19 protein-coding genes and 1 riboswitch are annotated in these 19,939 nt (G+C 41.2%); of the genes, 1 reads left to right on the top strand and 18 read right to left on the bottom strand.

Features of this window, described 5'->3' with window-relative positions:
* Positions 1-11: 11 nt before the first annotated feature.
* The 15 genes from CZ382_RS21245 to CZ382_RS21180 form a co-directional block, all read right to left on the bottom strand.
* Entirely contained in the window at positions 12-824 is an 813-nt protein-coding gene (locus tag CZ382_RS21245) for a sulfite exporter TauE/SafE family protein (protein ID WP_088053087.1), read from the bottom strand.
* Positions 825-1,023: 199 nt separating this feature from the next.
* Positions 1,024-2,025, bottom strand: coding sequence for a DUF3231 family protein (locus CZ382_RS21240; protein WP_088053086.1), 1,002 nt, complete (start codon positions 2,023-2,025; stop codon positions 1,024-1,026).
* Positions 2,026-2,600: 575 nt separating this feature from the next.
* On the bottom strand, positions 2,601-4,001 hold the full coding sequence (gene sufB / locus CZ382_RS21235; protein WP_088053085.1) for a Fe-S cluster assembly protein SufB: 1,401 nt from the start codon (positions 3,999-4,001) through the stop codon (positions 2,601-2,603).
* A 45-nt stretch (positions 4,002-4,046) separates the two neighbouring features.
* A complete protein-coding gene (gene sufU, locus CZ382_RS21230; protein WP_088053084.1) occupies positions 4,047-4,484 on the bottom strand; it encodes a Fe-S cluster assembly sulfur transfer protein SufU in 438 nt (145 codons plus the stop codon).
* On the bottom strand, positions 4,474-5,694 hold the full coding sequence (locus CZ382_RS21225) for a cysteine desulfurase (protein ID WP_088053083.1): 1,221 nt from the start codon (positions 5,692-5,694) through the stop codon (positions 4,474-4,476). The genes sufU and CZ382_RS21225 overlap by 11 nt, the downstream gene beginning before the upstream one ends.
* Positions 5,694-7,001, bottom strand: coding sequence for a Fe-S cluster assembly protein SufD (gene sufD, locus CZ382_RS21220; RefSeq protein ID WP_088053082.1), 1,308 nt, complete (start codon positions 6,999-7,001; stop codon positions 5,694-5,696). Before sufD ends, CZ382_RS21225 begins: the two co-directional genes overlap by 1 nt.
* Positions 7,002-7,018: 17 nt before the next feature.
* Complete coding sequence (gene sufC / locus CZ382_RS21215) at positions 7,019-7,804, bottom strand: Fe-S cluster assembly ATPase SufC (RefSeq protein WP_088053081.1); 786 nt, start codon at positions 7,802-7,804, stop codon at positions 7,019-7,021.
* Positions 7,805-8,430: 626 nt separating this feature from the next.
* A complete protein-coding gene (locus CZ382_RS24040) occupies positions 8,431-8,571 on the bottom strand; it encodes a hypothetical protein (RefSeq protein ID WP_196406299.1) in 141 nt (46 codons plus the stop codon).
* A gap of 240 nt (positions 8,572-8,811) precedes the next feature.
* On the bottom strand, positions 8,812-9,642 hold the full coding sequence (locus CZ382_RS21210) for a MetQ/NlpA family ABC transporter substrate-binding protein (protein ID WP_088053080.1): 831 nt from the start codon (positions 9,640-9,642) through the stop codon (positions 8,812-8,814).
* Between the two features lie 15 nt (positions 9,643-9,657).
* Entirely contained in the window at positions 9,658-10,326 is a 669-nt protein-coding gene (locus CZ382_RS21205; protein ID WP_088053079.1) for a methionine ABC transporter permease, read from the bottom strand.
* On the bottom strand, positions 10,316-11,344 hold the full coding sequence (locus CZ382_RS21200) for a methionine ABC transporter ATP-binding protein (protein WP_088053078.1): 1,029 nt from the start codon (positions 11,342-11,344) through the stop codon (positions 10,316-10,318). The genes CZ382_RS21205 and CZ382_RS21200 overlap by 11 nt, the downstream gene beginning before the upstream one ends.
* Positions 11,345-11,542: 198 nt before the next feature.
* Positions 11,543-11,648, bottom strand: a riboswitch (SAM riboswitch).
* An 86-nt stretch (positions 11,649-11,734) separates the two neighbouring features.
* Entirely contained in the window at positions 11,735-12,052 is a 318-nt protein-coding gene (locus CZ382_RS21195) for a thioredoxin family protein (RefSeq protein ID WP_088053077.1), read from the bottom strand.
* 10 nt (positions 12,053-12,062) lie between these two features.
* Complete coding sequence (locus tag CZ382_RS21190; protein WP_088053076.1) at positions 12,063-12,416, bottom strand: toprim domain-containing protein; 354 nt, start codon at positions 12,414-12,416, stop codon at positions 12,063-12,065.
* A gap of 131 nt (positions 12,417-12,547) precedes the next feature.
* Entirely contained in the window at positions 12,548-12,931 is a 384-nt protein-coding gene (gcvH, locus tag CZ382_RS21185) for a glycine cleavage system protein GcvH (protein ID WP_088053075.1), read from the bottom strand.
* A gap of 76 nt (positions 12,932-13,007) precedes the next feature.
* Positions 13,008-13,364 (bottom strand): arsenate reductase family protein, encoded by a 357-nt coding sequence (locus CZ382_RS21180; protein ID WP_088053074.1) that lies wholly within the window; start codon positions 13,362-13,364, stop codon positions 13,008-13,010.
* Positions 13,365-13,605: 241 nt separating this feature from the next.
* Here CZ382_RS21180 and CZ382_RS21175 point away from each other — a divergent pair, with 241 nt between their 5' ends.
* Positions 13,606-14,208 carry a Uma2 family endonuclease gene (locus CZ382_RS21175; protein WP_088053073.1) on the top strand — a complete coding sequence of 201 codons (603 nt, stop codon included), beginning with the start codon at positions 13,606-13,608 and terminating at the stop codon, positions 14,206-14,208.
* 41 nt (positions 14,209-14,249) lie between these two features.
* Here CZ382_RS21175 and CZ382_RS21170 read toward each other — a convergent pair whose 3' ends face one another.
* The 3 genes from CZ382_RS21170 to CZ382_RS21160 form a co-directional block, all read right to left on the bottom strand.
* The gene (locus tag CZ382_RS21170) at positions 14,250-16,034 is read right to left on the bottom strand and encodes an acyl-CoA dehydrogenase family protein (protein WP_088053072.1); all 1,785 of its coding nucleotides are present in this window, start codon (positions 16,032-16,034) and stop codon (positions 14,250-14,252) included.
* Between the two features lie 217 nt (positions 16,035-16,251).
* Positions 16,252-17,427, bottom strand: coding sequence for an acetyl-CoA C-acetyltransferase (locus CZ382_RS21165; protein ID WP_088053071.1), 1,176 nt, complete (start codon positions 17,425-17,427; stop codon positions 16,252-16,254).
* A gap of 20 nt (positions 17,428-17,447) precedes the next feature.
* The gene (locus tag CZ382_RS21160; RefSeq protein WP_088053070.1) at positions 17,448-19,847 is read right to left on the bottom strand and encodes a 3-hydroxyacyl-CoA dehydrogenase/enoyl-CoA hydratase family protein; all 2,400 of its coding nucleotides are present in this window, start codon (positions 19,845-19,847) and stop codon (positions 17,448-17,450) included.
* Positions 19,848-19,939: the final 92 nt, after the last annotated feature.

The raw sequence follows: 19,939 nt of genomic DNA, 5'->3' as shown, positions 1-19,939 counted from the left end.
CTTCAAACTCCTCATGTTAAACCTTCAACAATTAATCGAATTCCAATCATAACAAGTAAAATCCGCAATATCCACTCCAGTGTATTTCCCTTAAGAAGCTGATTGGTTTTAGCCCCAATAACCCCGCCGATCCACGCACCTGGAATAAAGTAAAAAACATAATCCCAGGCAATATGTCCCAAATAAATATGCGAACTTACTGTAATGATACTAATAAAGAAAATCATAAACATGGATGTCGCCGTCGCAATATGGGCGGGAATACCGAACAAAAGGATCATGGCCGGAACCATAATGGATCCCCCGCCAATGCCAAATAACCCTGACAAAATACCGACGATTAAGGATAAAACAAATGCTGCCCAAAATGAAACGGAATAATGATAAACATGCCCGTCCACCCAAAATGTACGGACATGCTTTCTCAGGTTATCAGGAGACTTCGGCTTTCGTTTTACCAGAAACAGTAACGACAATACGACCATTAATAACCCAAAATAGAATGAGAAGTTATCTGCACCAATGTATTGGTTTAACCACGATCCAACGATGCCACCTGGAATGCTGCCAACCAAAAATAAAAGGCCCGTTTTATAATCGATACGACCTTTTTTAAAATAGGATATAGATGAAGCTAATGCCGTAACAACCATCACCATTAAGGAAATCCCAACAATCGTTTGCGGCGTTGCCCAAGCAAAACCTTCTGTATAATGATACAAAAATAACAGGCATGGAATTAAAATGACCCCGCCACCCAACCCAATTAAGCTTCCAACAAATGCGGTTAGCAAACCAATAAACACGCAAATTATGTAAACCAAATAAAATCCCTTCTATCTCTATGTCTGAATCTATGTATGTCTACCTTAATAGTAGCATTGATTTGGTGAGAATCCTATTTAAATACATTGGGGCAATTTTTCAGGGACTATTTGATCGCAAGAATCGAATGTAACAGGGCTTACATGCAAAGGGTTGCCCGATTACATCAACCATAGATTTTGGTAATGAGCCTAGATATTATATAAGTTTTTCTCGCTCTTCAATAGGAGGCTGTTGTTCCATCCATCCGTTCCTAATCATAATTTTCGCCCCCTCATGGGCATATTCGAAGACATCTTTCATGAAAGCAATAGTTTTGGTCGCTAAATCATTCCGCAAACTAAAGGCAGTGCCCAAAGAGTTTCCCCCTATTGCAAAGCTGCAAAAGAGGCTTGTACAATACATCATCAATTTATCAGAGAACGGAGCCACTGTTGAACGTGTGGGATTGCCACCCGATACAGCAGGTGCTTGTACACCATCTTCGAGAAAGACTTCGTTAAGTTCCTTGATTATGCTTTTGGCAATTTCGCCTCCTTTAGTAAAATATTTTTTTACTTCAGGTGTATTAGCACATTGAGCAAACCCAGTAATCATTTGTAACCCAGTAACATTTGTTTCAATCGCGTGGAACATATTTGCAACTTCTACTGTATTCATTGTTCGCTTTCTAGTTAGTGGATTAAGTCCTCCTCTTAAATATGAGGTATCTGAAATAAACTCAACCTTTTGAGGCATTGAGACATAAGGAGGCCGAGCATGCATACCTTTTTCAATCAAATATTGTGTACAAGCATTGTAATATTTTTGAGTAATAGCAGTGAGATCTTTAAAAATCATCACAATATCCTCGCGTGATGCCATGGTTATATTTAGTGTATGCAGGGCCATGCTAATTTCCTTTATCAAGCGAACGAACATGATATCAAAACCATTGTCGTATAGTTTAGGGGTACCTTTGTTGACATCCTCGGAAGTAAATCCGACTGGTATTACAGCTCCCTCATTTTGGAAAATAACCATTATTTTCTCTACATACGGGTCAATTTCATCGTATAAGCTAATCATTATATTTTTTGCTTTTTCGTCATCAGCTTTTTCTATGAAATATTCTAACACCCTTAAAATCATTGTTTTCTGTTGGTAAGTAAGCCATAATGTACCAAGTTCTGAAGAAGTAAGCCCGGGTTTCTCCGGCATGAAATATTCCTCCTTGTATGTTTTTAAAGTTATTAGGCTTTTAGTATTCCTTATATTATTTGCTTTATTAAACCATTTTCAGGGAATTAAATGATTGACATATCCATAAATGGGGCGGCTTATTTAGATTGTTTTTGTTAAATATATTTTCAGCAATATCCATCTTATGATTGCCCGATACCTAAACCAACCGGCAAGAATAACATCGGCAGCCACATTGGACCTATTAAGCATCCGAGAAGTATAAATTTAGGCGGGAATATTTGGAGGTGGCCATGAACTAATGTGGTGGGAGAATATATTTTATAGGAGTATGCCACAGTATTATTCCCACATGCACAAGGTCATTCATGCAGTACATTTATTAGAGCCTGGAGCAAATATAAAATATGTATCGAATCAATGAGGCACGCAAACATAAAAATAACTGCTGACATATACCTTCACGTCACAGAAAAAAATGAGGTCGACGCGATTAGCTTGTATTCAGCAGTATCCAGGATTAAAACAAATATATGGTTATCCGTGGGTGCAATCCACCCACGGACTTTTTTTTAAAACGTTGGAGGCAAAGGTTATCCAATACTACCTTCCATTTCCATTTTTATAAGTCGGTTCATTTCAACAGCATATTCCATTGGCAGTTCTTTTGTAAATGGCTCGATAAAGCCCATTACAATCATTTCAGTTGCTTCTTCCTCGCTAAGACCTCTACTCATCAGATAGAATAGCTGTTCTTCAGACACTTTTGATACTTTCGCTTCATGCTCCAATGAAATATTGTTATTATATACTTCATTATACGGAATGGTATCGGAAGTGGATTCGTTATCCATGATTAAAGTGTCACACTCAACGTTGGCACGTGCATTTTCTGCTTTGCGGCCAAAGTGAACAAGTCCGCGATAGTTAACTTTACCACCATGTTTCGAGATCGATTTGGAAACGATCGTCGATGACGTATTTGGTGCTAAATGATGCATTTTTGCACCAGCATCCTGACATTGACCGCGGCCGGCAAGGGCAATCGAAAGTGTGTTACCACGGGCACCTTCCCCTTTTAATAGAACGGCAGGATATTTCATCGTCAGCTTCGATCCGATGTTTCCGTCAATCCATTCCATTGTTGCATTAGCATCACACGTTGCCCGTTTTGTTACTAGATTATATACGTTATTTGCCCAGTTTTGGATCGTTGTATAACGGCAGTAGGCATCTTTTTTAACAAAGATCTCTACAACCGCACTGTGCAGTGAATTCGTTGTATAAACTGGAGCTGTACAACCTTCCACGTAATGAACAGATGCACCCTCATCAACAATGATCAGTGTCCGCTCAAACTGTCCCATATTTTCCGAGTTAATCCGGAAATATGCCTGTAATGGTGTCGTTGCTTTCACGCCTTTTGGCACATAAATGAATGATCCGCCAGACCATACCGCTGAATTTAGTGCGGCAAATTTGTTGTCTGTAGCTGGAATCACTTTACCAAAGTACTGTTTGAATAATTCTTCGTTTTCCTTCAGCGCTGTGTCGGTATCTTTAAACACAATACCCATTTTTTCCAAATCTTCCTTTAGACTATGATAAACAACTTCGGACTCATATTGTGCTGATACACCAGCTAAATATTTTTGTTCTGCTTCCGGTATACCTAATTTATCAAAAGTTTGTTTGATTTCATCTGGTACTTCATCCCACGTTTTACCTTGTCTTTCGGACGGCTTCACATAGTAAACAATTTCATCAAAATCTAGTTCTGAAAGATCGCCGCCCCATTGTGGCATAGGTCGTTTATAAAAGTGGTCCAATGCTTTTAAACGATAATCCAACATCCACTGCGGTTCTTCCTTCATTCTGGAAATTTCCTTCACCACTTCAGGTGTCAGACCTTTTCCAGAGCGGAAAACTGAAACGTCTCTATCACGAAAGCCATATTGGTACTCTTCTTCCATCTCTGGCATATTCTTAGCCATGAAAAAAACCTCCTTTTAGTGTCACCCATGTCTAATCCGTATTTCCTACTGCATGTCGTGGACTCCTTTTTCCATTGCCTTCCAAGCAAGGGTTGCACATTTAATCCGTGCAGGAAACTGCGAAACACCTTGCAATGCTTCGATATCACCAAAATCAGCCTCTTCGGTGTCAACGTCCTCGCCAAGCATCATATCGGAGAACATTTTTGACATATTTAATGCCTCGTGAATTGGCTTTCCTTTGATCGCTTGTGTCATCATCGATGCGGATGACATACTAATGGAGCAACCTTCCCCATCAAACTTAGCGTCCTTAACGATCCCATCCTTCACTTGCAATTGAAGCTGGATACGGTCCCCGCATGTTGGGTTATTCATATCAACGGTTAGTGCATTGCCGTCGACTGTTCCCTTGTTCCGCGGATTTTTATAATGATCCATAATTACTTTTCGGTATAGTGTATCAAGGTTGCTAAAAGACATCACCAAAATACTCCTTCGTTTTCAAAAGTCCATCAACTAAACGATCAATATCTTCCTCGGTGTTGTATAAATAAAAGCTTGCTCTCGCGGTAGCAGTGACATTCAACCATTTCATCAGCGGCTGTGCACAATGGTGTCCAGCTCTTACGGCAATCCCTTCCGCATCAAGTGCCGTCGAAGCATCATGCGGATGGACATCATCCAGATTAAACGTTACGAGTGCTGCCCGTTTTTCCGGTCCATAAATCGTAATACCATCAATTGTCCGCATCTTTTCCATCGCGTAGTCCGCCAGTCTATGCTCGTGAGCTGCAATATTCTCCATACCAACTTCATTTAAAAAGTCAATTGCCGCACCAAGTCCAATCGCACCTGCTATGATTGGGGTACCGCCTTCAAATTTCCAGGGGAGCTCTTTCCAGGTTGAATCATAGAGGTTTACGAAATCGATCATCTCACCGCCAAATTCAACTGGTTCCATTGCTTCCAGATGTTCGCGTTTCCCATATAATACCCCAATACCGGTTGGTCCACACATTTTATGGCCGGAAAAAGCGTAGAAATCACAATCCATGTCCTGTACATCCACTTTTATATGTGGAGCGCCTTGTGCACCATCAACAAGCAATACGGCTCCGTGCTGATGGGCAATTTGCGCAATTTCTTTGACCGGATTAATCGTTCCAAGCACATTTGATACATGCGCGACTGCGACCAGTTTTGTGCTATCGGTAATGGCCTGACGAACATCATCGAGATCAATTGTACCATCTGGTTGTAATGGTAAATAGTTCAATGTTGCACCTGTAGCCTTCGCGGCTTGCTGCCATGGAATAATATTACTATGATGCTCCATCGGGGTAATCAAAATTTCATCCCCGCTTTTCATATTACTACGTGCATAACTATATGCAACTGTATTAATCGATGTTGTTGTCCCACGAGTAAAAATCACTTCCGCTGTACTTGATGCATTAATAAAACGACGTACTTTTTCTCGTGCACCTTCATACTTTTCTGTGGCCCTTGTACCTAAAGTATGAACACCGCGGTGAACATTTGAATTATCTTCCCGGTAATAGGCATCAAGTGCTTCGATAACAGGTAACGGCTTTTGCGATGTTGCCGATGAATCAAGATATACTAAGGGATGTCCGTTCACTTCCTGGTTCAAAATAGGAAACTGTTGCCGTATGGCTTGCACATCCATTAGTAAACCTTCCTTTCAATAACCTGTTTCAGTTGTTCTTTAACCGATGCAATCGGCAGCTGACCAACTACTGGCTCCAGGAAGCCATGAATGATTAATCGTTCCGCTTCAAATTTTGAAATCCCACGGCTCATTAAATAGTACATTTGAATCGGATCAACGCGACCAACCGAAGCCGCATGCCCCGCCATTACATCATCTTCTTCAATCAATAGAATTGGATTTGCGTCTCCACGGGCTTTTTCACTCAGCATCAGGACACGAGATTCCTGTTCCGCATTTGATTTCGATGCCCCGTGCTCAATTCTGCCGATCCCATTAAAAATAGTCGTTGCATTATCTTTCATAACACCATGTTGAAGGATATACCCTTCTGAATTTTTTCCAAAGTGAACAATCTTTGTTGTGAAATTTTGTGTTTGACTGCCGCGTCCTACGGTTACAGCTTTTGCATTGGAATTGGAATTATCGCCAACTAAATGCGTAACATTTTCTGAAACCGAGTTACCGTCATTCATTTGCCCTAATGCCCAATCAATTGATGCATCACGATAGGCAACACCACGACGGTTTACATATGTTGTTGTTCCTTCAGCAAAATTATCAACAGCACCAAATGAGATTTTGGCATTATTTTGGGCAATTACTTCGGTCACTATATTGGCTACGCTTTGTTCTTCATGATTACTGGAGATATAGTTTTCCACATATGTCAATGAGCTGTTATCATCCGCAACAACTAATACATGATTGAACAACGCCACTTCCGGATCTTCCTGCCAAAAAATAGCTTGCAACGGTTTATCCAATTGAACATTTTTCGGTACGTACACGAAAACGCCACCGTTCATTAACGCAGCATGAAGTGCAGTCAAACGATGTTCATCGATTGATACCGCATCTTTCATATAATAACGTTTCACTAAATCCTCATGTTCGTTTAAAGCAGTGAAGATATCAGTGAAAATAACACCTTTTTCCTTCAGATCATCTGTCAGTGCTGCATATGCAACGGTGTGATTACGCTGGATTACCAGATTTTCAGTTTTATTTTCTTTATCAAGAAATTCCTGAATTTCCGCCGGCAGCTCTTCTAGAGAAGAAATTGTAGCGCCTTCTGCTGTATGTTTAAACTTACTGAAATTCCACTTGCCTATTCTCGTTTTATCCGGTTCTGGCATTGGAAGAGCATCAGCTTGTTCCAAAGCTTGAAGGCGTAAATTCCGCATCCATTCTGGTTCATTCCTGTCTTGTGAAAACTTGATTGTATAACCTTGATCGTATGGCAGCTTTGTTTCAACAGTCATATTACCCCTCCTAACCTTTACGCATTTTGCTCAACAGTTTCGTCTTCAATACCCAATTCTTCCTTAATCCAGTCGTACCCTTCAGCTTCTAACCGTTGTGCCAGCTCAGGTCCGCCAGATTTAACAACACGTCCTTGCATCATGACATGGACAACGTCCGGAGTAATATAATTCAGCAAGCGTTGATAGTGCGTAATAATTAAGCAGCCAAAGTTTTCATCACGTAACTTATTGATCCCTTTGGAAACAACTTTCAGTGCGTCAATATCCAGCCCGGAATCGATTTCGTCCAAGATGGCAATTTCTGGTTTGATCATCATTAATTGTAAAATTTCATTACGCTTCTTCTCACCACCGGAAAAGCCTTCGTTTAAATAGCGTTGTGCCATGTTTTTATCAATTTCCAGGTAATCCAGTGTATTATCCATTTCCTTAATAAATTTCATTAATGGAATTTCATCGCCTTCCTCACGACGAGCATTAATCGAGGAGCGCAAGAAGTCAGAAGTTGTCACACCACTGATTTCACTTGGATACTGCATGCCAAGGAACAGACCAGCACGAGCACGTTCGTCAACTTCCATTTCCAACACATCCTGGCCGTCCAAAAGTACACTTCCTTCTGTTACTTCATATTTCGGATGACCCATAATTGCTGATGCCAGGGTGGATTTCCCTGTTCCGTTCGGCCCCATGACCGCATGGAATTCTCCACCCTTTATCGTAAGGTTTACACCTTTTAATATCTCTTTTCCTTCAATAGATACATGAAGATTTTTGATTTCTAGTGTTGATCCTGCCATATCGATACCTCCAATTACTATTATGTGTGTATTCAAATGGAGCAATTTCCATTCTCAATTTATTCTCATTACAATCTTATATCATTTCGAATGTATATTCAACTCTTTTAGGTTGATAAATATCACGTTTTTTCTTGGGATAGTTATAGTTTAACACAAAGTGAAACGTCATTGTCTGTTAGGCAGTTTGGCCATGAACGAGGAAATTACACAACTTGCAATCTAAGGCCATTCACCAATCTCATATTCCAAAAAATGCTGGCAACTTGTATATAAAGTTGCCAGCATTCATTCGTTAAATTTCTATTAGAAAAGAAAATGTATAAACTAAGGCCCAATTCCGTTCGCAACAGTGTAGGCCACGTCCGGCTCCAGCGCCCAGCGACTAGTGGACAACACCCGCCTCCGTACGATAAGTCAACATCGGTTCGGGTAAGAAGGAATGCCGACTAAGAACGGACTTTGCGTCCAACTCACGTCTACCCCTGTTGCAGGGGCATGTTTCCTTTATCTCCTACGGTAGGAATGTTCGGTTAAAACCGCCGCTTTGCGCGGCAACACCGAACCACCCTGCATGGCAGGGCGCAGTCCATACGTCGCTAACCGGGCGCTTCCACCTTTGGTTCTTATTTATGAAAATGACTATCGATTTCCGCGACAATATGCTTGCATTGCTCGTATTCTTGTTGCCTTCTCTTTTCCACAACGATTCGTTTGTCAAGTTTCCTCCCGTATTCCGCATAGCCCATTCCGTGTGACTGCTGCATTGCTTTCTCCATTTCGGGAGTGTAATTCATCCTTATTCCACTGTGGATAGTGAATCATCCTTTCGTTTTATTTACAATCCTAAGATTATCACAAGGACGATTCCCGTGGCAAAGCCGATTTAAACGTCAGTTAACGCATTGAATTGGAAATTAGCCGCTGAACCGAACATAGCCATTTTTCTTCATCATATTTATCTTTTTTCACCTGGATACTGCCAAATACTCAAAATTCCCAATAAATTACTTTTCTCCACCGACCGGAACAACTGCCCCGTCATATTTATCCAACATAAAGTCCTGGATTTCTTTTGAATGCAGCACGTCTACCAATGTATTCAACGCTTCATTATCTTTGTCTTTCGCTTGAACAGCAACAACATTCACATATGGCGATTTTTCATCTTCCAAAATAAGCGTGTCGTCCATTGGATCTAAACCGGCCTGAATGGCATAGTTTGTGTTGATGGCAACGAGAGTATTTTCCTCTGAATTATACAGTTCCGGTAAAATTGCTGCCTCATAATCCGGTGAAAAGGTTAAGTTCTTCGGATTTTCAACAATATCATCAAATGTCGCTTTGTTCGTTTTCACACTATCGTCCAATTTGATCAGACCAGCTTTTTCAAACAAGGCTAATACACGGGGATGATCTGATACGGAATTACTTAAAATGACTTCAGTACCATCTTTCACATTATCCAGACTGGTAATATCTTTGGAGTAAATCCCCATTGGTTCAATGTGGATGCCATCTATATAGTCCAAATCATATCCCGTATCCTTTACTGTTTGCTCCAAATATGGGGTGGTTTGAAAATAGTTGGCATCAAGATCACCATCTGCCAAGGCGTCGTTTGGTAATACATAATCCTGGTATTCCTCAATTTCAAGTGTGATTCCTTTTTCTTTCAGAAGTGGTTTTGCTTCTTCCAAAATTTCTGCATGCGGCACACTGGTTGCCCCAACTTTAATGGTTGTATTTTCATCGTCACCTTTGCTTTCATCAGACCCGCCACATGCTGCTATTACGAGTACCAACGATATAGATACAAATGCTAAAATCTTTTTCATGATGAACTCCCCTTTTTATCTTTTATCTAATTTATTGGAAATAAAGTCGCCAATAAACTGAAAAATAAATACGATTAAAACAATAACGACGGTACAAATAAAGACAATATCAAAATTACGCCGCTGAAATCCAAAGTAATAAGCATAATTCCCTAAACCACCAGCGCCAATGACACCAGCCATTGCTGTATAACCAATCAGTGCAATCGCCGTTACGGTCAGCCCTGAAACCAATGCGGGCATGGATTCAGGAAGTAACACCCGAAAAATAATCGTTCGTGTTTTGGCACCCATTGCTTTCGCCGCTTCCACCACACCTTTATCCACTTCCTTCAAAGCAATTTCCACAAGCCTTCCATAAAATGGGGCTGATCCGATAATCAATGCTGGTAAGGCAGCATTGGGGCCACGAATCGTACCAATTAAAAAGTCGGTAAATGGAAATAACAGTAAAATCAAGATGATAAACGGAATCGCTCGAAATATGTTTACGATTGCTGCGACAACAAGGTTAATTAATTTATTTTGCCAAATCCCACCCTTCGCAGTCAGGTATAATAGCAAACCGAGCAGGATCCCCAAGATTAACGTTCCAACGAGTGAAAGTATCGTCATATAAAACGTTTCATAGATTGCTCCCCAAAGGTCCTCAACATCCAAATTGGGAAATAAATCAGTTAACATCACGGATCACCTCCACTTCAACCGAGGTTTTGGTGATAAAGCCGATTGCCTTGTCCATTTCTTCTGTTTCTCCTTCTATTTGTACAAACAGCGTTCCATAGGCGCCAGCTTGCGTTTGGGTAATTTTTCCCTGTAAAACGTTAATATCAACCTTATATTTCTTCGCCACTTGACTAATCAGTGCCTGGTTTGCCGTTTCCCCGATAAAATGAAGGCGAACAATCTTTCCATGATCATAGGCATTAATCAAGTCCTGTATTCCTTCATTCTCATCCTGTGTACCCATTACCTGCTCAACAAATTTTTTCGTCACTTGCTGCTTTGGCCGTAAAAACACATCCAGCACGTCACCTTGTTCAACGATCTTTCCATTTTCCATTACGGCAACCTGCCGGCAAATTTTACGAATAACGTGCATTTCATGGGTAATTAAAATAATCGTCAGGCCCAGCTTTTTATTAATATCCACCAGCAAATCTAAAATCGCGTTGGTCGTTTCCGGGTCAAGTGCTGAGGTAGCCTCATCGCAAAGCAGCACTTTTGGATTGTTGGCAAGTGCTCTGGCAATCCCGACTCGCTGCTTTTGCCCGCCGCTCAGCTGTGACGGATAGGCATTTTCCCGTTCAGAAAGTCCAACCAAATCGATCAGCTCCCGAACCCGCCTCTCCCGTTCCGCTTTTGGCACTCCAGCAATTTCCAAAGGAAACGCAATATTATCCTTTACTGTCCGCGACCATAGCAAATTAAAATGCTGAAAAATCATCCCAATTTCCTGTCTCGCCAGCCGGAGCTGATTAGAATTCATGGCCGTAATGTCTTGATCATCTATAATAACCCGTCCGCTAGACGGCTCCTCTAACCGGTTAAGCAATCTGACAAACGTACTCTTACCGGCACCACTGTAGCCAATCACACCGAAAATCCCGCCTTCCTTAATTGCAAGTGTTAAGTCATCAACGGCAGTGATTTGCTTTTTATTGGATGTAAAAATTTTGCTTAATCCTTCAATTGAAATCACGAATAATCCTCCTTAGCAATAACTCGGCATCCGCCTTGCATTTTCAGAGGTCGGAAGCCAGAGGTCGGATTGGAAGAAATCGGCGAATTGCTGATTTCATTATCAAAACCTCTTACATATCTCTTATTATGCCCATTGAAACCAAAAACGCCTTTCTGCAAGAGAACAGAAAGACGTATCTATAAAAAGTCTCACGTCCCCTCATCTGTCAAAGGATTACTTTGCAGGAATTGGCACCTTTCAAATACACCTGAAGGTTGCCGCGGGTTCATAGGGCCAGTCCCTCCACCGCTCAAGATAAGAGATAAGTCGTATTTAATTTAAAAATGATAAGTAAAATACTAGCACTTACCGAAACACGTGTCAATGCAAAAAGTAATAGTCCGCTAATTATGAATTATTAGCGAACAACTCCGGTTTATATTTCAGCAAATAACTGTAAATGTTCCCGATCGAACGGAACGCATAAACGCTTTCTTTGATTTCCCCATCTTGTTTTATCAGCAGACATGGCACACTTTCGATTTTGTTATCTTGCATAAAATCGGGATGCAGTGCAGCATTCATTTCATAAAAAATGTCCTCATGATGCACCGCTTCAATTTTGTCCAGCATCGATCTTGCCAATGCACATGTACCGCAAAACGGGGTGTAAATATATAGTAAATAATGATCTCCAGTCAATGTTTCGTCTGTAATCTGTTGCAAAACTATCACCCTACACCAAAAATATCGGATTGACCGCGATTCGTTTGCTTACTAATACGGTTGCAAGGATTTGTTCAGGCGTCGTTGCTACTTCCCGATATTCACTGTTTACGTAAATATGCTCTGCATGGGGGAGCTCCCGTGCTAATTGTTTACGCAGCTTTATCCCTGATTCATCCTCATCAACTAAAATGAAGACATCCTTATTATCCAAATCATACGTATACAAAAGCTCATCAAACCGTTCCACACCGAGCGTGCCATTCGTACAAATTATTTCAACATCCTCCGTGATTACTTTTTTGATTTGCTTTTTATCGGTTAACCCCTCAACAATAATGACTTTGTCTGATTCATGTGTCATGATCCCACAGCACTCCTTACCAAATCAAGCAAAAAGCTGCTTACAACTATAATATGATGCGAATAAGGCTGACTCTACACCTTTTAATTGGAGTGCAAAGTCAGCCTCGAATGCGTTCTAATTTTATCTGATTAATCTTCCTGAATAACCTCTTCGTATTTTTCAGCAGATAACAATTCGTCTATTTCCGATTCATCAGAAGGCTCAACCACAACCATCCATGCTTTCTCATATGGCGATTCGTTTACTAGTTCAGGGCTGTCCTCTAATTCTTCATTTACTTCAACGACTTTACCACTGATTGGGGCATACAGTTCAGATACAGTCTTAACAGATTCAACACTTCCAAAAGGCTCATCCGCTTCGATTTCGTCTCCTTCTTCCGGCAGCTCAACAAATACAATATCGCCTAACTCATCTTGTGCAAAATCAGTAATTCCGATTCGTACTTTGCCATCTTCTTGTTTTACCCATTCATGTTCTTCTGAATATAATAAGTCCTTTGGTAAGCTCATTAAAATCCCTCCATTAATTCATAGCAATTTTACTATACTAGGTAACCCGGTTTATTTCTAGTATTTCACCTTACATTTACAGCCATTCTTCTTCAAAGGTTTCTTCTTTAAATCCAACCGTTACCTTTTGTCCATTTGTAACAATCGGCCGCTTGATCAGCATACCATCTGACGCCAGGATTTCCGCCATTTCTTCAGTACTGGCATCTTTAATTATTTCCTTAATATTCCCTTCCCGATACTTCTTGCCACTTGTGTTGAAAAATTTCTTAGCAGGTAAACCGCTTTTCTCGATCAAATCCAGCAACTCGTTTTTTGTCGGCGGGTTGTCCACAATATGTATGCTCGTATAGGTGATGTTTTGATCGTCCAACCATTTTTTCGCCTTTTTGCATGTACCGCAATTTGGATACCAGTAGAATGTTAACGCCATATACTTTACATCCCTCCCCTGCCCATGTAATTAATTTCATCTATTATAGCAGATTTGTATGGGAATGGTCGAAGAAATTGCAGATTAAGAATCCAATTTTATTCACCGATGGTATAATGATGAAAAGAAGTACTGTTTGAAATCGAAAGCAATACACGTTGACGATTCTATTTTCATAGTAACAAATAAAAAACCATGATATACTATAAAAAATAGCGCCATAAAGGGAAAGGTGTTCGGGATGGGAGAAAAATACGGTGGCAAAACAAGTAAAGATAATGACATGATCAAAGAAAGCAATCTGACATATGATGATTACGCTTCAATCGACGACGGGAACCGATATGAACTGGTAAATGGACAATTAGAATTGATGAGTCCTGCGCCAGCCGTTACCCACCAATTGATTAGTCATCAAATGCAAAAGATAATCACACACAGCTGCGAATCGGATTATTTTATTTTATATGCACCTGTTGATGTCATTCTCTCTTCCAAGGAGGTTCGTCAGCCAGATCTTGTTCTATTACACAGAAGCCGTATCGATATTTTACGTAACCGCGGGATTGAAGGTGCACCAGACCTTGTTGTCGAAATTCTGTCACCTTCGACATTAAAGCGTGATAAAATTGATAAACTTAAAACTTACGCACGGTATAAAATCCCGGAATACTGGATCGTGGAACCTGCAAGCGGAATGTTAGAACAATATACGCTTCAAGACGAACAATATACTATATTTAATGTTTTTCAACATAATGATAATGTATCTTCTCCAAACGTCTCATGTATTTCCTTCACTATGGAAGAAATTATGAATAATATTCCCGATATTAAGAATTAACAAAAGCCCTAGTTACCAACGTAACTAGGGCCTTTGATTTTTTATACAAAATATTTTTCTTCTTCAATAATACCCGCCGCAATCTCGCGTTTTTTCGCAATAACATTTGTTGGTGTGTGGCGTGTAAGTTTGCGTAATGACGAAAGCATCATACGCAATGTATCGCCTTCTTCAACAGCGATCAGCGTTTCTTTTGCATCCGCTTCAATTCGGTTAAATGCTTCCTGAACATAAACTTGTGTATAAAGCAGTTTTTGTTTATTCTTTTCTTCACCCGATTTGTTAATAGCTTTTTCGGTCCGAAGAATAGCAGATTCCATGTTATACACTTCATTAACCATATCGGCAAGGTTTACGAGGATTTCTTGTTCATTCTCCAGCTTCTGCATATACTTTTGTGCTGCGAGTCCGGCACCAAGCAAAACGATTTTCTTAGCATTTTTCAAGAGATGTTTTTCTTGTGCTAACGTTTCATCACCGACTTCTTCCGGCATCATCATCATGAGCTCTTCCTGCAGGCCTTGTGCTTTTTGCAGTAATGGCAATTCCCCTTTCATTGCTTTTTTCAGCAATGTTCCAGGCACGATTAAACGATTGATTTCGTTTGTTCCTTCAAATATCCGGTTGATCCGTGAATCACGGTACATACGGGCAACCTCATATTCTTCCATAAAACCATACCCGCCATGAAGCTGTACGGCTTCATCAGTGACATAATCGAGACATTCCGTAGCAGCGTATTTATTCATCGAGCACTCGATTTGGTATTCGGCAATCGCTTTGGCTATTTCACGTCCATCTTTTAATTGCTTATCTGTTAAAGCTCCCATCCGCTGTTCGAACAATCCGACTGTGCGGTAAACGGCACTTTCATTTGCATACGTCCGTGCTGCCATTGTAGCCAATTTTTCCTGCGTAAGGCTAAAGCTTGAAATGGATCTGCCAAATTGCTTACGTTCGTTTACATACTTGGTTGCCACTTCGATTCCACGTTTTGAACCGCCTACACCACCGATTGCCAATTTATAACGGCCGACGTTTAAAATATTAAAAGCAATTTTGTGGCCTTTGCCTTTTTCCCCTAACAGATTCTCAACAGGTACTTCTGCATCTTCCAATATCAATGTACGGGTTGACGAGCTTTTAATTCCCATTTTGTCTTCTTCATTACCAACTGATACACCAGGGAATTTACGCTCTACAATGAATGCAGAGAAATGTTCGCCGTCGATTTTGGCATAGACAATGAAAACATCTGCGAATGCCGAGTTTGTGATCCATTGTTTTTCGCCATTTAAAATATAATGGGTACCAGCATCATTTAATTTGGCGGTTGTTTTTGCACCTAGAGCATCAGACCCTGATGAAGGTTCTGTTAATGCGTAGGCCGCTAAAAGTTCACCAGTCGCAAGCTTAGGTAAATACTTTTGTTTTTGCTCATCGTTGCCGAAAAATACGATTGGCAATGAACCGATGCCAACATGTGCCCCATGTGTTACGGAAAATCCGCCAGCACGGGAGAATTTTTCCGTAATTAAGGAAGAACTAATTTTATCTAATGCCAATCCGCCATATTCTTCCGGAACATCAGCACCTAACAATCCAAGTTCTCCGGCCTTTTTAAGCAGATCCACCGAGTATTCAAATTCGTGGTTTTCTAATTTGTCTACTACTGGCAACACCTCACCGGCGACGAACTCTTCCGTTGTTTTAGCAATCATTTTATGTTCGTCAGTGAAATCCTCCGGGGTAATCACATCATCACCGGTTAAATCCTCTATTAAAAATGCTCCGCCTTTAAATAATTTTTCTTTCGTTTCACTCATGATTAACGTCCCTTTCCATTATGAAATAATAGGGCAAACACCCTTCTGTGAGTTTTAGCATTTCTGTGATGTTCAGCATTTTTAGATGAACTTCAGTATTTTCTCCTGAACTTCAGCACGTTTTAGATGATGTTCAGTACTTTCTCCGTAAACTCAGCATTTCCTCTGTGAACTTCAGCAATTCACTTAAAAACATCACCTTGACCATAAGGTTTAACTAAACAAGTTCAAATACACCAGCAGCACCCATTCCGCCACCAATACACATGGTAACAACACCATATTGTACGTTGCGACGCTTCATTTCATGAATCAGACTTAACGTTAATTTCGTACCGGTCATCCCAAGTGGGTGGCCAAGTGCAATGGCGCCGCCGTTTACATTGACAATATTCGGATCGAGTTCTAATGCTTGGATAACACGAACCGATTGGGAAGCAAATGCTTCGTTCAATTCGAACAAGCCAATGTCCGCTAGTTCAAGTCCGGCAATTTTCAATGCCTTTGGTACCGCTTTAACTGGACCAACGCCCATAATTTCCGGCTCCACACCTGCTACAGCAAAGGAACGGAATTTCACAAGTGGTGTAAGTCCTTCCGCCTCAGCTTTATCCCGCTCCATTAACAATACGGATGCTGCACCATCACTCATTTGCGATGAATTACCAGCTGTGACAGATCCTCTCACATTAAATGCTGGGCGCAGTTTTGCCAATACTTCCATCGATGTTCCTTTGCGTACACCTTCATCCATTTCAAATATGAAGCTTTTCTCTTCAATCTGATTGTTTTTGCCAACTACCCGCTCGGTTACTTCAACCGGAACGATTTCATCCTTGAATTTCCCTTCTTGGATAGCTTTAGCCGCACGCTCGTGACTCTGAACCGCAAAGGCATCCTGATCTTCGCGGGAAATACTGAAACGATTGGCTACTTCTTCGGCGGTATGCCCCATCCCCATGTAGTAGCCTGGTGCATCCTGAACAAGCTTGCTATTCGGCTTGATTACGTGACCGCCCATTGGAATCAAACTCATTGATTCCGTTCCACCGGCAATCATCGTATCACTAGCACCGATCATAATACGCTCCGCTGCAAAAGCAATACTTTGCAAGCCTGATGAACAGTAGCGATTAATGGTGACTCCTGGAACCGTATTCCTCAATCCTGCAAGGCCGGCAATATTACGTGCCACATTCATTCCCTGTTCTGCTTCAGGCATCGCTGTTCCAATAATGACATCATCGATATTGCCGTCGTAATTCCCAGCACGTTTTAGTGTTTCTTTTATCGTTAATGCTGCCAAATCATCTGGTCGAGAATTGGCGAGTGACCCTTTCTTAGCTTTTCCTACAGGGGTTCTTGCACCTGCAACAATTACTGCTTCCTTCACATTTCTTCCCCCTCTTCTTTTTAATTACGTAAAGGCTTCCCTTTTAGTAGCATGTGCTGCATCCGTTGTTGGGTTTTCGGCTCCCCGATTAAACTTAGGAATGCTTCCCGTTCTAAATCGAGCATGACTTGTTCGTCAATTAATGTACCTTCTTTTATTCGTCCACCTGATAGTACATATGCGAGTTTTTCCGCGATTTTTACATCATGATCTGATGCATAACCACTTAGTTGGAGTGACTTTGCTCCTAGCAGCATTGCCGCATAACCAGGATCACCGACAACCGGTACCTTTTCCCGTTTTGGCGCCTGATAGCCAGCATTTGCTAAGGCAAGTACTTTTTCTTTTGCATCATGCAGCAGATGATCCGGATTTGCACTGATGGCGTCTTGGTTATTTAAAAAGCCGTTCTCCCGTGCTTCGGCAGCCGATGTGGAAACTTTTGCGGTAGCTACTTTTTCAAATACATCAATCGCTACTTTTGTCAGATCAAACTCAACACCCTTCGGCAGGTTGCGCAGCTCTTTTAAATACAGCTCTTTAGTACCGCCACCGCCTGGGATTAAACCAACGCCAAATTCCACAAGTCCCATGTACGTTTCCGGTGATGCCTGGATTGCAGCCGCCGGTAAGGAAACCTCTGCACCGCCGCCAAGTGTCATATTAAATGGTGCAGACACAACCGGTTTCTCGGAATACTTAATGTTCAGCGCCATGTTTTGGAATTGACGAACAACCATATCCAACTCAAAGAAATTATCGTCCTGTGCCTCCATCAGCATCATGCCAAGGTTTGCCCCCACACAGAAATTTTTGCCTTGGTTGCCGATGACAAGTCCTTGATAATTTTTCGCAACCTCTTCTAGTGCAAAGTTAACCATTTGGATAATATCCAGTCCAATGGCATTGCTTTGCGAATGGAATTCTAAAGCTGCTACACCGTCCCCTAAATCTATTAAACTAGCGCCCGTATTCTTTTTAATGACCCCATTAACATCTTTAACCCGTTTTAAATTAATTTCTTTTTTATTGAAATGCTGCTGTTTATATTCACCTTGATCGTAATAATAGACATTGCCATTCTCTGTTTTATAGAAGGATTCATTGCCATCTTTTAATAATTTCAGCACCCAGTCAGGAACCGTTTCTCCTTCTTGTTGCATCCGCTCGACTGATTTGCGGACACCAATCGCGTCCCATGATTCAAATGGTCCAAGTTCCCAGCCGAAGCCCCATTTCATAGCCTGATCGATGGAAATAATATCATCGGCAATTTCACCAGTAAGCTCTGCTGAATAAATCAATGCCGGTTTCATTACAGACCAGACTAAATCACCCGCTCTGTCACCTTTCGCCGATACAAGCGCTTTCAATTTGCGATGCGAACCTTTTTCCTGTTTTGCCATTTCGGTTGCAGCCGTTTTTAGTTTTTTCCGATCCTCGTATTCTAGTGTTTCCGGATTTAATTCATAGATGGTACTGCCGTTTTTGTCTTTCTTCTTCCAGAAAAATCCTTGACCGCTCTTAGCACCGAGCCAGCCTTTTTCCTGCATGCTTAAAATAAACTGCGGTACATCGAATACTTCTTTTTCCGCACCTTTAACCTGATCATAAACATTTTTGGCCACGTGAATAAATGTATCAAGGCCAACAACATCCAGCGTACGGAAAGTCGCACTCTTCGGACGGCCAATCATTGGTCCGGTAACAGAATCAACCTCACCGACACTATATCCGCCCTCCAGCATTTTTTGTACAGTGACGAGAAGTCCGTATGTACCAATTCGGTTGGCAATAAAGTTTGGTGTATCCTTTGCTTCTACTACACCCTTACCAAGTACATTCTCGCCAAATTTTTTCATGAATGCCAGTACTTTCGGATCTGTATCCTTCGTCGGTATAACCTCAAGCAATTTCAAATAGCGAGGCGGGTTGAAAAAGTGGGTACCGAGAAAATGTTTGCGAAAATCTTCGGAACAATCTTCTGCCATTGCCTCTACTGAAATTCCTGATGTATTGGAGCTAACAACTGTTCCGGGTCTACGATATTTATCGACATTTGCAAAAACCTGTTTCTTAATATCCAATCTTTCTACGACAACTTCAATAATCCAGTCCACATCAGCTAATTTTTCCATGTCATCATCCATATTGCCAACCTCGATTAAATCAAGGCTCTGCTTTGTCGTAATCGGTGATGGTTTCTGCTTTAATAGGGCCTTTTTGCTTTGGGCTGCCGTTCGATTTCGAACAACACGATCTTCCAGTGTTAAGCCTTTTTTCGCTTCATCCTTCGTTAATTCCCTCGGTACAATATCGAGCATCAGCGTCGGTATCCCAACGTTAGCCAAGTGAGCAGCAATTCCGGATCCCATTACACCAGACCCTAATACTGCAGCACGCTTGATCGTTCGTGTCATGATTTGTCCCCCAATCCTTATTTGAATGAACACTCATTCATTTTACTGCGAAAAATAAAAGATAGTTCCCTATCCATCTATTAATCAGTATA

The sequence above is a fragment of the Virgibacillus dakarensis genome (assembly GCF_900155625.1).
GTDB classification, from domain to species: domain Bacteria; phylum Bacillota; class Bacilli; order Bacillales; family Amphibacillaceae; genus Lentibacillus_C; species Lentibacillus_C populi.
This window is presented reverse-complemented; position numbering and strand designations above follow the sequence as displayed.